Below are 14,563 nucleotides of genomic sequence, written 5' to 3' on the forward strand. Positions count from 1 at the left end.
TTAGCCTGCGGCAGGCCTGGCAGCTTCCAGCCAGGCCGCAGCCCCCAGCCCGGCCGCGCGCCCGCTGGCAAAGCAGGCGGTCAGCAGGTAGCCGCCGGTGGGCGCCTCCCAGTCCAGCATTTCGCCGGCGCAGAACACGCCCGGCACGGCGCGCAGCATCTGATGCGCGTCCATCGCCTCGAACGCGACGCCGCCCGCGCTGCTGATCACTTCATCGATCGGGCGCGCGCGCAGCAGGCGCAAGGGCAGCGCCTTGATCGCCGCCGCCAGCCGCGCGGGATCGGCAAATTCCTCCTTTGACAAGCACTCACGCAGCAGCCCGGCCTTCACGCCGGTGATGCCCAGCTTGCTCTGCAGGTGGCTCGACAGCGAGCGCGCGCCGCGCGGGCGCTGCACCGCTTCGGCCACGCGTTCGGCAGACAGGCCCGGCGCCAGGTCGAGATGGATCGTAGCCGCGCCGGTGGCTTCCAGCAGGTCGCGCATTGGCGCGCTCAATGCATAGACCAGGCTGCCCTCGATACCGCCGGCGGTGATGACGAACTCGCCCTGGCGATAGTGCTCCACGCCATCGCGGTCGCGCAGCCCGAGGGCCACGGCTTTCAACGGATGGCCGGCAAAGCGCGTGTGGAGGTGCTCGCTCCAGGCTACGTCGAAGCCGCAGTTGGCGGGGCGCAAAGCGGCGATGTCCACCCCGCGTGCTGCCAGCAGTGGTACCCATGCGCCGTCGGAGCCCAGGCGCGCCCAGCTGCCGCCGCCAAGCGCCAGCACCGTGGCATCGGCATGAACCAGCCGCTCGCCATCCGGCGTGGCAAAGCGCAGCTTGCCCGATGCATCCTCCCAGCCGCGCCAGCGATGCCGCATATGGAACTGCACGCCGGCTTCGCGCAGGCGATGCAGCCACGCGCGCAGCATCGGCGCGGCCTTCATGTCGGTGGGGAAGACGCGGCCCGAACTGCCGACGAAGGTCTCGATGCCGAGCCCGTGCACCCAGTCGCGCAGCGCTTGCGGATCGAAGCCAGCCAGCAGCGGCGCGATCTGCGCGCTGCGCTTGCCATAGCGCCCGAGGAAGGGCTGTGCCGCTTCGGAATGCGTGAGGTTCATGCCGCCGCGGCCGGCCATCAGGAATTTCCGGCCGACCGAGGGCATGGCGTCGTACACGTCCACGCGCAATCCACGCGCCGCCAGCACTTCGGCCGCCATCAGGCCGGCCGGCCCGCCGCCGATGACGGCGACGCTGGCGGTGGAGGCGGAAGCGGTGGAAGAGGGCATGGCTTGAATCCGGGGAAACGCAGTCGATCGGGGAATGCTGGCCGCGTGGAGATGCTGCCTGCGGCGGATCGGATTATATAGGTCGGCCCTTCGCCGGGGCTCAGGCGGGGGGCTGCTAAGATGGCCCCTTTGCCTATTTCGCGCGCGCCACCGGTTTGCTGCATCTGTCCATGTCCCTGTCGTCCACTTTCTCATTGCCTCGATCCGCCGCGCGCGCCCTCGTGCCGGTGCTACTGAGCCTGCTGGCCGCCATGCAGCCAGCGCACGCGCAGGAGACCGCGCAAGGGCTGCAGGAAAAGGCGATGAAGGGCGATTTCCTGTCGCAGCGCAACCTGTCGTACTGCCTGCAGTCCGGCTGCCTCGGGCTGGAGCGCGACCGCGTCAAGGCCTGCATGTGGCGCAAGGTGATCGTGCTGTCCGGCGAGCGCCATGTCACCGACCTGGATACCGCCAACCTGGAGTACGTCTGCGGCAAGCTGGGCACGGCCGAGCGCGATGCGGCCATGCGCCAGGCCGAGGCGCTGGCCAAGCAGATCTACGGGCCGCGGCGCTGAGCGGCTTTGGCGTGCCTGGGCGGGAGGCTAAAATAGCGGTTTAGCGCCGCCACTCATCGCCATGCCCACCGCTTCGCCATCCACCCAGTCCGTCATAGACGCTACCCAGCAATGGCTGGAGCGCGCGGTGATCGGCCTCAACCTGTGCCCTTTCGCAAAGGCTGTGCACGTGAAGCGGCAGATCCGCTATGCGGTGAGCGATGCCACCGATACCGAGGGCGTGCTGACCGATCTCGAGACCGAGCTGCGCATACTGGCCGAGGCCGACCCCGCCGAGATCGACACGACCCTGCTGATCGTGCCGCATGCGCTGGCGGAGTTTCTCGACTACAACGATTTCCTCTACTTCGCCGAGCGTTTGCTCAAGAGCCTGCGCCTGGCGGGCGTCCTGCAGATTGCGAGCTTCCATCCGCACTACGAGTTCGGCGGCAGCGAGCCGGACGACATCGAGAACTACACCAACCGCGCGCCTTACCCCATCCTGCACCTGCTGCGCGAAGACAGCATCGCACGGGCCGTGGCGGCCTTTCCCGATGCGTCGGACATCTACGAGCGCAACCAGGAAACCATGCGCCGCCTCGGCCATGACGGCTGGCGCAGGCTGATGACCGAGGCTGGCGGGCAATAAATCTGGCAATAGGCCGGGTAATAGGCTGGGTAATAGGCCGGGCAATTAAAAACGCGCCGCATCGGCGGCGCGTGGAGGCGGGCTCGGGAACGCCTCAGCCGGCAGCCGCGGCTGCCGGCTCGCCAGCATGGTCCTGCGTATAGAAGCGCGCTTCCATCTCTTCCAGTCCCAGCGTGCGCAGCACTTCACCCAGCCGCTCGGCCGGGCGGCGGCGCGGCAGGTCCTTGTACTGCGCGATGATCAGTTCATTCTTCATCGAGTGCTCCCAGCCCACCAGTTCGGTCACGCTGACCTGGTAGCCGTGGGCCTCCAGTTGCAGGCAGCGCAGCACGTTGGTCACCTGGCTGCCGAACTCACGCGTATGCAGCGGATGGCGCCAGATCTCGGTCAGCGGATTGCCGGCCAGCAGCTGGCCCTTGTGCTTGCGCAGCACGCCGGCCACCTCGGCCTGGCAGCATGGCACCACCACGATGTACTTGGCGCGTTTTTCCAGCGCGAAGCGGATCGCATCGTCCGTGGCCGTGTTGCAGGCGTGCAGTGCGGTGACGATGTCGATGGTGGGCGGCAGTTGATCCGACGTGATGGAGTCCGCCACCGACAGGTTCAGGAACGACATGCCCTTGAAACCCAGCCGGCTGGCTAGCTCCTGCGAGCTGCGCACCAGCTCCTCGCGCGTCTCGATGCCGTAGATGTGCGACTGGTCGAGCCGCTCCTTGAAGAACAGGTCGTACAGGATGAAGCCGAGGTAGGACTTGCCGGCGCCGTGGTCGACCAGCGTCACGTCGGGGTGATCCTGCTTGAGATCCTGCAGCAGCGGCTCGATGAACTGGAACAGGTGGTAGACCTGCTTGAGCTTGCGGCGGCTGTCCTGGTTCATCTTGCCGTCGCGCGTGAGGATATGCAGCGCCTTGAGCAGCTCGATGGACTGGCCGGGACGGATTTCGTGGGGGCTGAACGCCGGTGCGGCGGGCGTCTTGGACGCCGGGGACTTCTGGGCCATCTGGGATGTCTGGAACCTGGGGAAAAGCGGTGAGGCGTGCGCCAAAGCCGGACGACGCTGCGCCGGTACAGCGGCAGTTTACCGAAAGTCGCGCTTGCTCGGGCGAGTGGCGCAACCGGCGCACGCTGGCGCAGTCTTGCCAGGCCGCCTAAAGCAAGCAGTAATCCACCGGTTCGAGCGGCGGCGGCAGCTCGGTTTCGCCCATTGCTTCCTTCATGCCGATCTCGATCGTGCGGCAGAGCGCATCGAGCGGCAGGTCGTTGGCGCGCGTGCCGAACGGCTCTTCCAGTTCATCGCCCAGCGCATCCAGGCCGAAGAAGGTGTACGCCACGATGGCCACCACGACGGGCGTGACGAAGCCGATGGTATCCACCAGCCCGAACGGCAGCAAGAAGCAATACAGGTAGGCGGTACGGTGCAGCAGCAGCGTGTACGAGAAAGGGATGGGCGTGTTGTGGATGCGGTCGCACGCCACCGCCGTGGCCACCATGGCCGACAAGGTGCCGTCGATGCCGGCGGCGAGGCAGGGCTCCACGCGGTGCTGCCGCACGCACTGGCCCAGGTCCTCGCCCATGCGCATCATCAGCAAGGCGGGCGCATTGGTGCTGCGCTGCAGCTCGGCAAGCTCCGCCGGGCGCAGCCAGGCGGGGTCCAGGCCGGTGGCGGCGCTGGTGCCGCGCAAACGGTTGCGCAGCGCGTAGGCATAGGCAATCGTGCGGGAAATCATGCGCACGCGCGCGTCGTTGAGGCCCGCCGGTTTATGGCCGGCGCTGTCGGGCACGTTGTCTGCGATCAGGCTGAAGCATTGGCGTGCCAGGTTCTGGCTGCGCACCACCAGCTCGCCCCACAGCTTGCGGCCTTCCCAGAAGCGGTCGTAGGCGGCGGTATTGCGAAAGCCCAGGAAGATGGCCAGCGGCAGGCCGATCAGCGTGAAGGGGATGGCCGTGAGCGTGACCTTGTGCTGGAAGAACGCGCCGTGGCTGATGGTGACGGCAACCGCTACCAGGAAATTCACCAGCAGCACGCGCCAGATGCGTGACAGGATCGAGCCTCGCAGGACCAGGAACAGCCTCGGTCCCGATGGGCGGTCTCGCACAATCATCTGTGATCCCCTGGTGTTGCGGCGCGGCGTTCCGTCAATGGGCAGAAGTGTACATTTTTCGCCCGGGGTTTGCCCTGAGGGTGGGTTGGGGGCGGGCGCGGCGGCTCAAGTTTTCCGCGAACTGGCCGATGGTGTTGTGTGCGTCAGAAGGGACTGAGATCCCACGGCGCATCAATGACATCCCCGGCTTCAAGGGCCTGCCTGGCAGGCCACGGGCACCGGGCGGCCGCGCCATTGCGCAGCGGCGGCGCGGCACCGCCGAGGCCGGGATTGCGGACGACCCGAGGACGGGGCGGAGACGTCCGGACACGATCCATCAAGGGAACAACCGAATGGAAGACCGGGGACAAGACTCAGCGGCCGGCGGTTTGCAGGTCAGTCTGGATGACAGCGCCAGGCAGCTGCGCGCGGCATATGCCGTCACGCCGGGCCGGATGGCACCGGACCGCGCCGCGCTGCAAGAGGCGCTGGCCGGTGGCGGCTGGGCAGACGCGAAACTGGACACCGCCGCGATCGGCACCTTTCTCGCGCAATGCCAGCGCGCCACCGAGGGGGCATCCGTGGAGGCGCTGATCGGCGAGCTGACGGACGGCTATTTCGATCTCAGCGTCAGCAGCGACAACCTGAGCGTGCGGCTCAACCTGCTGCCGCCGCAGGGCGGGCGCGAGGTGACGCGGGACGAAATCCGTGCCGCGCTGGCCGAGCGCGGCGTCAAAGCCGAGCCGGACAGTGTGGCCCTGCGCGGCGCGGTCGAGGCGGGCTATTGCGATGGGCTGGAGATTGCCACGGGACGCGCGCCGTTGCCCGGCACGCCCGCGCGCTTCGAGAGCCTGCTGGCCCCCCCCAAGCCGCTGGTGGCCGAGGACGAAAGCGGCCGCATCGACCTGCGCGACCTGGGCACGCTGTTGCTGGTGAATCCCGGCACGCCGCTGATGCGGCGCATCCCGGCCCGCCAGGGCAGCGACGGTGTCGATGTCTTCGGCAAGGTCGTGCCCGCCGTGCCGGCCGCCGATCCGCCGTTCGCGGACGGCCTGACCGGCGTGGCGCCCGATCCCGCCGATCCCGAGGTGCTGGTGGCCACGATCTCAGGCTCGCCGGCCTTGCTGGCGCAGGGCGCATCGGTGAGCCCGGTGGTCGATGTGGCAGCGGTGGACATGCACTCCGGCAACATCACCTTCGACGGCACGCTGCGCGTCAACGGCGATATCAAGACCGGCATGACCGTGCGCGTGACCGGCGATGTCATCGTCAGCGGCACCATCGAGGCTGCCCATGTGGAGGCGGGCGGCAATGTGGTGGTAAAGGGCGGCATCATCGGCAAGGCCGAGGGCACGCATCAGGCCGCGCAGCAGGGCGCCGACAGCGCCGTCGCGCTGGCGCGGGTGACCTGCAAGGGCTCTGTGCATGCGCGCTTCATCGAAAGCGCGGTGGTCGAGGCCGGCACCGAGGTCAAGGTGGAAAGCGGTATCCGCCAGAGCGACGTCGCCGCCGGGCGCAGCATCGTTGCCGGCAGCCCCAAGGGTGGCCAGGGCAACATCACCGGCGGGCGCTGCCGTGCGCAACTGGCCGTGCGCACCGCCACGCTTGGCGCCTCCGCAGGCACCGCCACCACCGTGCAGGTGGGCACCAATCCCTATGCCGAGACCGAGAAGGCCGAGGTAGAGGCCCAGCGCCGCCAGCTCGAGACCGAGCAGGCCAAGGTGCAGCAGCTGGTCAGCTTCTTCGCCAAGAATCCCGAGAAAGCCGTCGGCGACCTGCGCGAGAAGGCGCGCGCCACGCTGTTCAAGCTCACCCGCGACTCGATTGCGCTCGACGCCAGGCTGGCCAAGCTTGCCGAGCAGCTACGGCCGTCTCCCGAGGCGGTGATCGAGGTGAGCCGGCGTATCCACGGCGGGTGCAGCCTGCATATCGGGCCAAAGTCGATGAAGATCATGGAGGACAAGCCGGGCGGCCATATCCGGCTGGTGGAGGACCGCATCGCGCTGGTCTGAGCCACCCTGCTTCCCATCACACGCCCGCCGCCGCGCTTTTGCGCGGCGGTTTTGCATCCGCCGTGCGCAACGAGATGCGCAATGTGATGCGGAACGGTATGCGGAACAGTACGCGGAACACGTTACGTGACGCGTAACACGCCGCGGCCTCTCCGGGGCCGTGGCGCCCGCTTCCCGCGCAAGCGGCAATCCCTTGCCCAGTAAGGCCGAGCGGCCTGCCCCGCTCCGCGCGAGGGCCCGCGCCGGCGGCTGGCACGTGCCTTGCACCGTACCCTGTCAGGCGTCCCCGCTGGCGCCGTTCCAAAAACAAAGGGAGGAATCATGGACATGGCACTCACCAGCCGGGCAGGCGTAGACAGCATCACCTCGCGAGGTGTCTCGTCGGGCGTGCCATCGGCCATGTCGACGCGGCAGGTTGCCAGGCTGCCGCTGGCGTCGCACGGCACCGCGCCGCTCAAGGCGGTGGTGATCGACGAATGTGCGCTGCTGCGCCTCGGCCTGACCCGCATGCTGGAGAGCATGCCAGGCGTGGAACAGGTGGATGGCGCGGATCCCGACGATCTCTCGATGCACGGAACGACGATCCGCGAGGCCGGCTTGCTGGTGTTTGGCATGCCGCAGGACGTGACCAGCGGCTGGCGCCTGCTGCGCAAGCTGCGCGGCATGCTGCCCGCCCAGCGGGTGCTGCTGCTGTCGGACAATATGTGGCTGCACATGCCGCCGCCGGAGATGGGCTACGGCATCTGCTGCTGCCTGCCCAAGACCGCCGCCCTGGTGACCCTGGAAGCCGCCATCAGCAGCATGCTCGAGGCCGAGGTGCTGGCCGCCTGAGCCGAGCTTCAATCCACCCCGGCCGCATCTGCCACGCCGGCGATCCTTTCGCGCAGCCAGAGGATCGCCGGGTCGGCGTGGTTGCGCGGGTGCCATGCCGCGAACAGGGAAAACCCGTTCGCCTCGAAGGGCAGTGCAAAGGCGTCCAGCCGGTCGCCGTAGCGTTGCGCCAGCCGGCGGGGCAACGTGGCCACGTAGTGGCTGTGGCTGAGCAGTTCGGGCACCAGGGTAAAGGTCTGCACCGATAGCACCACCTTGCGCCGCCGCCCCAGCGCCTCCAGTTGCTCATCCATGTAGCCGTGGAAGCTGCCGCCGCTGGTCGACACCAGCACGTGATCCAGTGCGCAATACGCATCCAGGTCCAGCGGGCGCATGCCGCGCGGATGGTGCTTGCGCTGGACCATCACGAAGCGCTCGTCGAGCAGCTTCCTCGCCTTCATCGACGGCGCCACCATCCGCTCGGAGCCGATCAGCAGGTCCACCTCGCCAAGCTCCAGCCTGGCGCCGATGGTGGCGGGATCCGCCGCCACGAACGCCATCTGCACACCCTGGCCCGCCATCCCCGACAAGGTCTCCATCAGCCGTAGCCCGAGCACGGCGATGGCATTGTCGCTGGCCGCCACCACGAAGCGCCGCGTATCCGTCAGCGGGTCGAACGCCGCGCGGTGGCGCACCACGGATTCCAGGTTCTTCAGGGCCGCATGCAGCGGCTCGGCCAGCGCGATGGCCAGCGCCGTCGGCGTCATGCCGCGGCCCGTTTCCGTGGGGATGAGCAACGGGTCGCCAAAGACATGCCGCAAGCGCCCCAGCTGGGTGGAAACCGCGGGCTGCGTCAGGTGCAGGCGTGCCGCGGCCCGCGTGACATTGCATTCCGCCAGGAGCGTATCCAGCGAGACCAGCAGATTCAGGTCGATGCCTCTGAGATCAATCATTTTGATAGGTCGGATATCAGTAATTGATTTCAAAGATAGGTCGGCGGTGCCTAGAGTGCAATCGTGCTCGCGCATCGGCGTGCCATCTCATCGGAGGACAACGACATGGACCAGGACATGAATTTGAAGCCAGACCCGAACCCGGCCCTGAACCAGATCAACATGAAGGCCTGGATGCTCGACCAGCCCGGACAAGCCCTGGCACTCCGGGATGTGCCCGCGCCGCAGCCGCGCGCGGGCGCGGTTGTGGTGCGGATGGAGGCGGTGCCGCTCTTGAGCTACACCCGTGCGTACCTGCAAGGCACGCTGCCCTACGCGTACCCGCCGGGGCCCTTTAGCCCCGGCACCAATGGCATCGGCCGTATCGCCGCAGTGGGCGAGGGCGTGCAATCGCTGGTGGTTGGCCAGCGGGTCGCCGTGAATCCGCTCTGGCGCAGCAGCGAAGCCGGGCCGGAGCCCGAGCAGATCCTGGTCGGCCTGACCGGCATCAGCGCTGGCAGCGCCGCCATGCTCGCTGCTTTCCCCCACGGTACGCTGCGTGAATTGGCCGAGTTGCCGGCCTCGACCCTGATCCCGCTGCACGGGCTGGAGCACCTGAGCGCCGCGCGGCTGGCGACGCTGGCCAAGTTCATCGTGCCCTTCGGCGGCTTGCGCCGCGGCAGGCTGCAGGCGGGGGAGACGGTAGCCATCAATGGCGCCAGCGGGTACTTCGGCAGCGCGGCGGTGATGGCGGCGCTCGCCATGGGCGCGGCCAGGGTCATCGCGCTGGGGCGGCGCGCGGCGCCGCTGGAACGGCTGGCCGCGCTCGGTGGCGGCCGGGTGGTGCCGGTGATCCTGCATGGCGATGCCGACGCGGACGCTAGAGCGATCCGCGCCGCCGCGGGCGGCCGGGTCGACCTGGCTTTCGATATGGTCGGGCAGGCGAGCGATGCCAGCGCCACGCTCGCGGCGCTCAAGAGCCTGCGGCGTGGCGGGCGGCTGGTGCTGATGGGCAGCATGCAGGTGCCGCTGCCGATTCCCTATGGCGAGATGCTGCGCAATAACTGGGAGTTGATCGGCCATTTCATGTATGAGAGCGCCGACTACCTTGCCCTGGTGGCACTGGCAGCCTCGGGTCAGTTAGCGCTGGATGCCGTGCAGGTGGAGACCTTTGCCTTCAGCGAACTGGAAAGCGCGATCGATGCCGCGGGACGCATGGACGGACTGGCCTGCACGGTTGCGCTGCTTGGGGTGGACGGGAAGTGACTTGGGAGGCGGCGGCAATGCCGCCGACGGCTTGATGCGTATCTTGCAGCACTCCCAAGTATGAACCACGTTCACATGTCTGTAAATTCAGACATGTAGCTATTCAGTGTCGCAAATGGCAGGTCTATGTTGATCCTTCGTCACAACCGCTCCCCATCAACAGCGATTGCGGCGATCGACGAGGGAAGCGTCGATTTTCTGAAGCCTCAACATAAGACAGGAAGAACATGCCAAAGACTGCTCACGAAGCGGTGACCTCGCCTATGCATCCGGCCGCCACCCGCTTCACCCCGACCCGGCTGAGCGCCATCGCGCTCGCTTCGCTGGCGCTGACCCTGGGTGCCTGCGGCGGCGACGATCCCGTTGCTACCACCCCGGCATCGACCACGCCAGCCGTAGTCGCGGGCTGCGAACTGAACGGCACCACCGGCGGCGAAGCCGTGGTGCTGCCGGGCGACCCCAACGCCCCGGAAATCGCCACCGGCTATGCACCGAAGAACACGGTCTACGCCAAGACCTATATGGCGGTGACCAACAACCCGGTCTCGACCAAGGCCGCCTGCGACGTGCTGAAGAACGGCGGCACGGCGGTGGACGCCGCGGTAGCGGCGCAGATGGTGCTGAACCTGGTCGAGCCGCAATCGTCCGGCATCGGCGGCGGCTCCTTCATCATGTACTACGACGCGGCCACCAAGCAGGTCACCGCCTACGACGGGCGCGAAATGGCGCCGGCCGCCGCCGACGGCAACTACATCCAATGGAAGTCCGCCGCCGACCAGACCCTGCCGGCGCCCAACCCGACGCACAGCGGCCGCTCCATCGGCACGCCCGGCACGCTGCGCGTGCTGGAGCTGGCGCACGGCGAGCACGGCAAGCTGGCCTGGAAGGACTTGTTCTCTCCCGCCATCAAGCTGGCGACCGATGGTTTCCCGATTCCGCCCCGCATGGCTGCCGCGATCGCCTCGGCGGTCAGCAACCCGGTCACGGCCCCCAGCATCAAGCGCGATGCCGAGATGGCCGGATATTTCCTCAACGCCGACGGCACCCCGCGCGCGGTCAACACCATCATCAAGAACCCGGCGCTGGCCAATGTGTTCAGCGCGGTCGCCACCGGCGGCGCCGACGCCTTCTACAAGAATGGCCCGATCGCCCAGGCAATCGTCAACAAGATCCAGACCACGTACGGTGGGACCGCCACGCCAGGCGTGACCACCGTGGCCGACCTGGAGAGCTACGTCGCCAAGAAGCGCACGGCGGTCTGCACGACCTACCGCGAGTACGAGATCTGCGGCATGCCGCCGCCGTCCTCCGGCGGCATCGCGGTGGCGCAGATCATGGGCATTCTCGAGAACTACGAGATGTCGCGCTACGCGCCGTCGAACATGGACAAGAACGGCGGCCGCCCGAGCGTGCTCGGCGTCCACCTGATGGCCGAGGCGGGCAACCTGGCCTATGCCGACCGCAACAAGTACGTGGCCGACACCGATTTCATCGGCCTGCCGGGCGGTAGCTGGGAGAGCATGCTGAACAAGCCCTACCTGCGCAAGCGGGCGGACCTCATCAGCACGGTGGGTTCCATGACGCTGCCGGTCGCCGCGGGCGACCTCGGCGCCGTGCCGCTCGCGCCGTCGATCATCAACGAGCACGGCACCACGCACCTGTCGCTGACCGACAAGTACGGCAACGTCGTCTCGATGACCACCACCATCGAAGCGGGCCTCGGCTCGTATCACTTCACCAACGGCTTCCTGCTCAATAACCAGCTGACCGACTTCAACGCGGCCCCCGCCGATGCCGGCGGCACGCCCATCGCCAACCGCGTGCAGCCGGGCAAGCGCCCGCGCAGCTCGATGGCGCCCACGCTGGTGTTCAAGCGCAACGCCGACGGCTCGCGCGGCGACTTCTACATGACCACCGGCTCGCCGGGCGGCGCCAGCATCATCCAGTACGTCGCCAAGACCCTGGTGGGCGTGCTGGACTGGAAGATGGACGCGCAGCAGGCCGTGTCGATGATCGACTTCGGAGGCTCGAACAGCGCCGCAAGCGGCATGATGGTCGGTGGCGAGCATCCCAACGTGGATGCCACCAAGCCGGCCGGCGGCCTGGCCGGCGACAACGACCCACTGGTCAAGGGCCTGCGCGGGCTCGGCCACGTGGTCAACGTGACGGCACAGTCGAGCGGCCTGAGCGCCATCATCCGCACCACCGTGGGCGGGTCGACGGCGCTGGTCGGCGGGGCCGATCCGCGCCGTGAAGGCGTGGTGCTGGGCGATACGTTCAAGCCATAAGCCGGGCCGGAAGGGATTTGCGGAAATTTCTCAGCGTGCATTAGGAAATGGCTGATAGGTCGAAGCGAGCCCGCTCGCTACAGTAACCAGATACCGCTCTCTCCCCGGGGGTGGTATTCCCGATGAGGGCCTAATCCCTTGGTCCTCTTTCCGTAGCGCTGCATGCTCTCGCATGTGGCGCTATTTTTTTTGCCCGGCCTTTCTTGCCCCCCGCCGTTGCGTCACGGGAATCGCTTACCAGACCCGGATCTTGATCTGCAGCGAGATGCAGCCATCCACCTTTCCCCGCATCGTCGGCACATAGAGCAGGTTCGCACCCACGCGCCCGTACTCGATGCTGATCACCGGCGCCGCCATCGGCGACCAGCCGCCATGATTGACATCCGGATACCCGCGCACCGCGCCCGCCGTCGCGCCAATCCGCACCGGGCCAAGATGCAAGGGCTGCCAGGTGACGCTGGCGTAGGTGGAGTGGTGGCGCATGCTGTTGCGGTATTCGCCCGCGGACACGGTGAAATCCTCGGTGACGCGGACATCGGCGCCCACGCCCCAGTTGGCCGCGTTGTAGTGCGCCGCATGATTGAAGTGGTACGAGAAAAACCCGGCGTTCAGCCAGACCTGCGGGCTGAAGGCGGGCGTCGGCGTAGCCTTCGCCGAATCTGCCGGCGTGTCTGGCGGTGTGCTGTCATCCGCGCGGGCGGTGACGGCCCACAGGGATGCGCCTAGCGCAAACACCATCAGGAGCTTGCGCGGAAAAAGGCGATACCTCGCCGCGCCAGGAACTGGATAAGCATCCATGGCCGCTTCCTTGTCGATTGTCTTGGCTGGGAGCTGGCTGGACGCGACGCGAATCGGCGCGTGGGCGCAGCCATCCTGCGCGAGTCCGGCGTGGCGCCGGCGGCCCTAGGTGGCGGCGGTGTGCATGGTGTTCCCCGGTTGCGTGGCAAGTGCGAACGCGTGCCGTGTACTGCGCGGCCGGTTCGTCATCGATCCCGGCGGCCAATTGGATTGGCGGGCCGGCGTTATATTTGTCGTGTTACCAGTCTGGTGCTTCGGCGCGGGCTATTCAATCAATCGAATGCCGTAAGCCTATGGAGGGGATTGGAGGGCAAGCGAATGTCAACGTCCCGGTAACACGGGACGTTCCGCGAGCTTGCGCAGGCAGGGGGGAGGGTTTAGATGCCGCTGGCGGCTGCCAGGCGGCAGCCCAGGACATAGCGCGATCAGGCGAACACGCGTTCGACGATGCGGGCAGGGGTGCGCCGCGGCGCTCGGGTCACGCGGGAGACGCGCTGGCCGAATTCGCCTGCCTGTGCGCCATTGCACGCCAGGCCAGGTGCGCGGTGCCATTGGATGGCTCAGCACGCATGCCTTGCGCGCGCATGTCCGGAAAATCCGATGCGTCGAGCCAGACCGACAGGAAGGCGCCCATCGCATCCAGCAGCGTGTCCGAGTTGATGCCGGTCGGCCCGCCCACCTTCGGGCAGATGACCAGGTGGGTGCCCTCGTGCGAATACACGCGCAGTGTCTTGACCAGGTCCGCCGGCTGCAGGTGATGCTCCGAGCAGGGCACGCCCTGGAAGCCGAACGCCAGCAGGAATTCCTCCTCCTCGGCCTTTCCAGTGCAGAGAATCACCTTGGGGCGCATGCGCCGGCGCTGCTCCGCGATAAAGCGGAAGCGCCCACCCTGGCGGCAGAATTCCACATAGCGCCAACTCGGGCTGAGGCACGGGTTGCGACGAAAGGCCTCGATCTGCGAGAGGTCCATCTGCTGCGGCTTGGGCAGGGGGTAGAGGTTGACCTTGAACTCCCAGCCGTGCGGCGCGTAAAGGTACTGGTCGAAGTAGCCGCGCCAGTCCAGCCCCGGCATGGTTTCACGCAGCGTTGCCGCGCGCGTCGCTGCCATGATGCGGGCGAGGCGCTGGTGCGTTTGCCAGCGCGGCATGTCGTGCCGGTGGCGCTCGCGGAATGCGCTGTCCCAGGCAGGCGGCTCATGCACCGGTACCGGCGAGGCACCCGGCGAAGACGCAAGCAGGTGCGGCTCCTTGTCGCATATCCAGACAGCCGCGCCGATGTTCCCTCCCTCCATGCCGGCGTACGAAGAGAAATACGCGTCCAACTCTTCACTGCTGAAAACTGATGTCATTTGATTCCCCATTCGTCGTTGCCCGTCATGCAAGCCCCAGTCGGTGCATGGGGCAGTCGACAGGGTTTCCCGCGTAGCAGCGGCATGGCGCCGTGCCGTCGATGCGCATGCGTTGCCTGCCGTGTCGTTGTTGTCGTGCTTCGCCTGGCCTGCAGCATGTGCACCCGCTTGCCGGACGGGCGCGCCATGCTTGGCCAGATCCAACGCGGCGCTGCTCGCTCGCGCGTGAATGACAAGGACTAGCGCAATCGCCGTGCCATATGGCCGATGGCGCTGGCTGGCGCGCCGCAGTCGTGGCGCGAGGTGGGTACGATCAGGCTGGAAGCGGCGCCAGATAAGGGATTGCGGGCGATCTGGCTAAGGCGGGGCGAGGGCGGCGCCGTGGGCCGCCGCGCGGGGGGGATGGCGCGGTGGTGTTACGCGTTACGTAACGCGGGCTGTGCGGGGGAACGCTGTAGCGGCTAAGCGGTAATGTCTGCTTTTGGCGTGCGCCGTGCAAAGGCGGCGCTTTTCCAGTGGGTGTAAGCCCCACCCGGCAACCGCTCCAGCCGGAAGCAACCGGAGCAGCTATGGAGGT

At 67.4% G+C, this 14,563-nt stretch carries 11 protein-coding genes, 1 tRNA gene and 1 pseudogene; 7 read left to right on the top strand and 6 right to left on the bottom strand.

The features are described 5' to 3' along the window. Positions 1-1,269, bottom strand: a complete 1,269-nt coding sequence (locus ACYP5B_RS17795; RefSeq protein ID WP_459570545.1) for a TIGR03862 family flavoprotein — start codon at positions 1,267-1,269, stop codon at positions 1-3. A 170-nt stretch (positions 1,270-1,439) separates the two neighbouring features. On the opposite strand from ACYP5B_RS17795, the gene ACYP5B_RS17800 reads away from it, so the two are divergent. Together ACYP5B_RS17800 and ACYP5B_RS17805 are read left to right on the top strand one after the other, a co-directional pair. Beyond that, positions 1,440-1,823: a hypothetical protein gene (locus ACYP5B_RS17800; RefSeq protein ID WP_459570546.1), complete on the top strand. Its 384-nt coding sequence runs from the start codon at positions 1,440-1,442 to the stop codon at positions 1,821-1,823. 61 nt (positions 1,824-1,884) lie between these two features. Then, complete coding sequence (locus tag ACYP5B_RS17805) at positions 1,885-2,451, top strand: DUF1415 domain-containing protein (protein ID WP_459570547.1); 567 nt, start codon at positions 1,885-1,887, stop codon at positions 2,449-2,451. A 94-nt stretch (positions 2,452-2,545) separates the two neighbouring features. Here the strand turns inward: ACYP5B_RS17805 and ACYP5B_RS17810 are convergent, their stop codons facing one another. Beyond that, positions 2,546-3,451 carry a class I SAM-dependent methyltransferase gene (locus tag ACYP5B_RS17810; RefSeq protein ID WP_459570548.1) on the bottom strand — a complete coding sequence of 302 codons (906 nt, stop codon included), beginning with the start codon at positions 3,449-3,451 and terminating at the stop codon, positions 2,546-2,548. Positions 3,452-3,551: 100 nt separating this feature from the next. On the opposite strand from ACYP5B_RS17810, the gene ACYP5B_RS17815 reads away from it, so the two are divergent. Next, positions 3,552-3,655 (top strand) — tRNA-OTHER (locus ACYP5B_RS17815). Here the strand turns inward: ACYP5B_RS17815 and ACYP5B_RS17820 are convergent. Next, a pseudogene (locus ACYP5B_RS17820) lies at positions 3,606-4,553 on the bottom strand (bestrophin family protein); the annotation flags it as partial. The gene ACYP5B_RS17815 and the pseudogene ACYP5B_RS17820 sit on opposite strands and share 50 nt — an antisense overlap. A 332-nt stretch (positions 4,554-4,885) precedes the next feature. Here ACYP5B_RS17820 and ACYP5B_RS17825 point away from each other — a divergent pair. Both ACYP5B_RS17825 and ACYP5B_RS17830 read left to right on the top strand, forming a co-directional pair. Beyond that, on the top strand, positions 4,886-6,544 hold the full coding sequence (locus tag ACYP5B_RS17825; protein WP_459570549.1) for a DUF342 domain-containing protein: 1,659 nt from the start codon (positions 4,886-4,888) through the stop codon (positions 6,542-6,544). Positions 6,545-6,871: 327 nt separating this feature from the next. After that, a complete protein-coding gene (locus ACYP5B_RS17830; protein WP_400093924.1) occupies positions 6,872-7,375 on the top strand; it encodes a DNA-binding response regulator in 504 nt (167 codons plus the stop codon). 8 nt (positions 7,376-7,383) lie between these two features. Here ACYP5B_RS17830 and ACYP5B_RS17835 read toward each other — a convergent pair whose 3' ends face one another. Then, positions 7,384-8,307: a LysR family transcriptional regulator gene (locus ACYP5B_RS17835; protein ID WP_459570550.1), complete on the bottom strand. Its 924-nt coding sequence runs from the start codon at positions 8,305-8,307 to the stop codon at positions 7,384-7,386. Between the two features lie 162 nt (positions 8,308-8,469). On the opposite strand from ACYP5B_RS17835, the gene ACYP5B_RS17840 reads away from it, so the two are divergent. Together ACYP5B_RS17840 and ACYP5B_RS17845 are read left to right on the top strand one after the other, a co-directional pair. After that, a complete protein-coding gene (locus ACYP5B_RS17840; RefSeq protein ID WP_459570554.1) occupies positions 8,470-9,552 on the top strand; it encodes a zinc-binding dehydrogenase in 1,083 nt (360 codons plus the stop codon). 263 nt (positions 9,553-9,815) lie between these two features. Further along, on the top strand, positions 9,816-11,840 hold the full coding sequence (locus tag ACYP5B_RS17845) for a gamma-glutamyltransferase family protein (RefSeq protein ID WP_459570555.1): 2,025 nt from the start codon (positions 9,816-9,818) through the stop codon (positions 11,838-11,840). A 234-nt stretch (positions 11,841-12,074) separates the two neighbouring features. Here the strand turns inward: ACYP5B_RS17845 and ACYP5B_RS17850 are convergent, their stop codons facing one another. Continuing rightward, positions 12,075-12,638: a hypothetical protein gene (locus ACYP5B_RS17850; RefSeq protein WP_459570551.1), complete on the bottom strand. Its 564-nt coding sequence runs from the start codon at positions 12,636-12,638 to the stop codon at positions 12,075-12,077. A 478-nt stretch (positions 12,639-13,116) separates the two neighbouring features. Continuing rightward, positions 13,117-13,986: a transcriptional regulator gene (locus ACYP5B_RS17855; protein WP_459570552.1), complete on the bottom strand. Its 870-nt coding sequence runs from the start codon at positions 13,984-13,986 to the stop codon at positions 13,117-13,119. Positions 13,987-14,563: the final 577 nt, after the last annotated feature.

This window comes from Cupriavidus sp. 8B (assembly GCF_054589115.1).

What these genes read in the sequence shown, in the direction of transcription:
- ACYP5B_RS17810 (WP_459570548.1), bottom strand. Translation starts at nt 3,451, where the DNA reads ATGGCCCAGAAGTCCCCGGCGTCCAAGACGCCCGCCGCACCGGCGTTC.
- ACYP5B_RS17795 (WP_459570545.1), bottom strand. Translation starts at nt 1,269, where the DNA reads ATGCCCTCTTCCACCGCTTCCGCCTCCACCGCCAGCGTCGCCGTCATC.
- ACYP5B_RS17830 (WP_400093924.1), top strand. Translation starts at nt 6,872, where the DNA reads ATGGCACTCACCAGCCGGGCAGGCGTAGACAGCATCACCTCGCGAGGT.
- ACYP5B_RS17850 (WP_459570551.1), bottom strand. Translation starts at nt 12,638, where the DNA reads ATGGATGCTTATCCAGTTCCTGGCGCGGCGAGGTATCGCCTTTTTCCG.
- ACYP5B_RS17835 (WP_459570550.1), bottom strand. Translation starts at nt 8,307, where the DNA reads ATGATTGATCTCAGAGGCATCGACCTGAATCTGCTGGTCTCGCTGGAT.
- ACYP5B_RS17855 (WP_459570552.1), bottom strand. Translation starts at nt 13,986, where the DNA reads ATGACATCAGTTTTCAGCAGTGAAGAGTTGGACGCGTATTTCTCTTCG.
- ACYP5B_RS17825 (WP_459570549.1), top strand. Translation starts at nt 4,886, where the DNA reads ATGGAAGACCGGGGACAAGACTCAGCGGCCGGCGGTTTGCAGGTCAGT.
- ACYP5B_RS17805 (WP_459570547.1), top strand. Translation starts at nt 1,885, where the DNA reads ATGCCCACCGCTTCGCCATCCACCCAGTCCGTCATAGACGCTACCCAG.
- ACYP5B_RS17800 (WP_459570546.1), top strand. Translation starts at nt 1,440, where the DNA reads ATGTCCCTGTCGTCCACTTTCTCATTGCCTCGATCCGCCGCGCGCGCC.
- ACYP5B_RS17840 (WP_459570554.1), top strand. Translation starts at nt 8,470, where the DNA reads ATGAAGGCCTGGATGCTCGACCAGCCCGGACAAGCCCTGGCACTCCGG.
- ACYP5B_RS17845 (WP_459570555.1), top strand. Translation starts at nt 9,816, where the DNA reads ATGCATCCGGCCGCCACCCGCTTCACCCCGACCCGGCTGAGCGCCATC.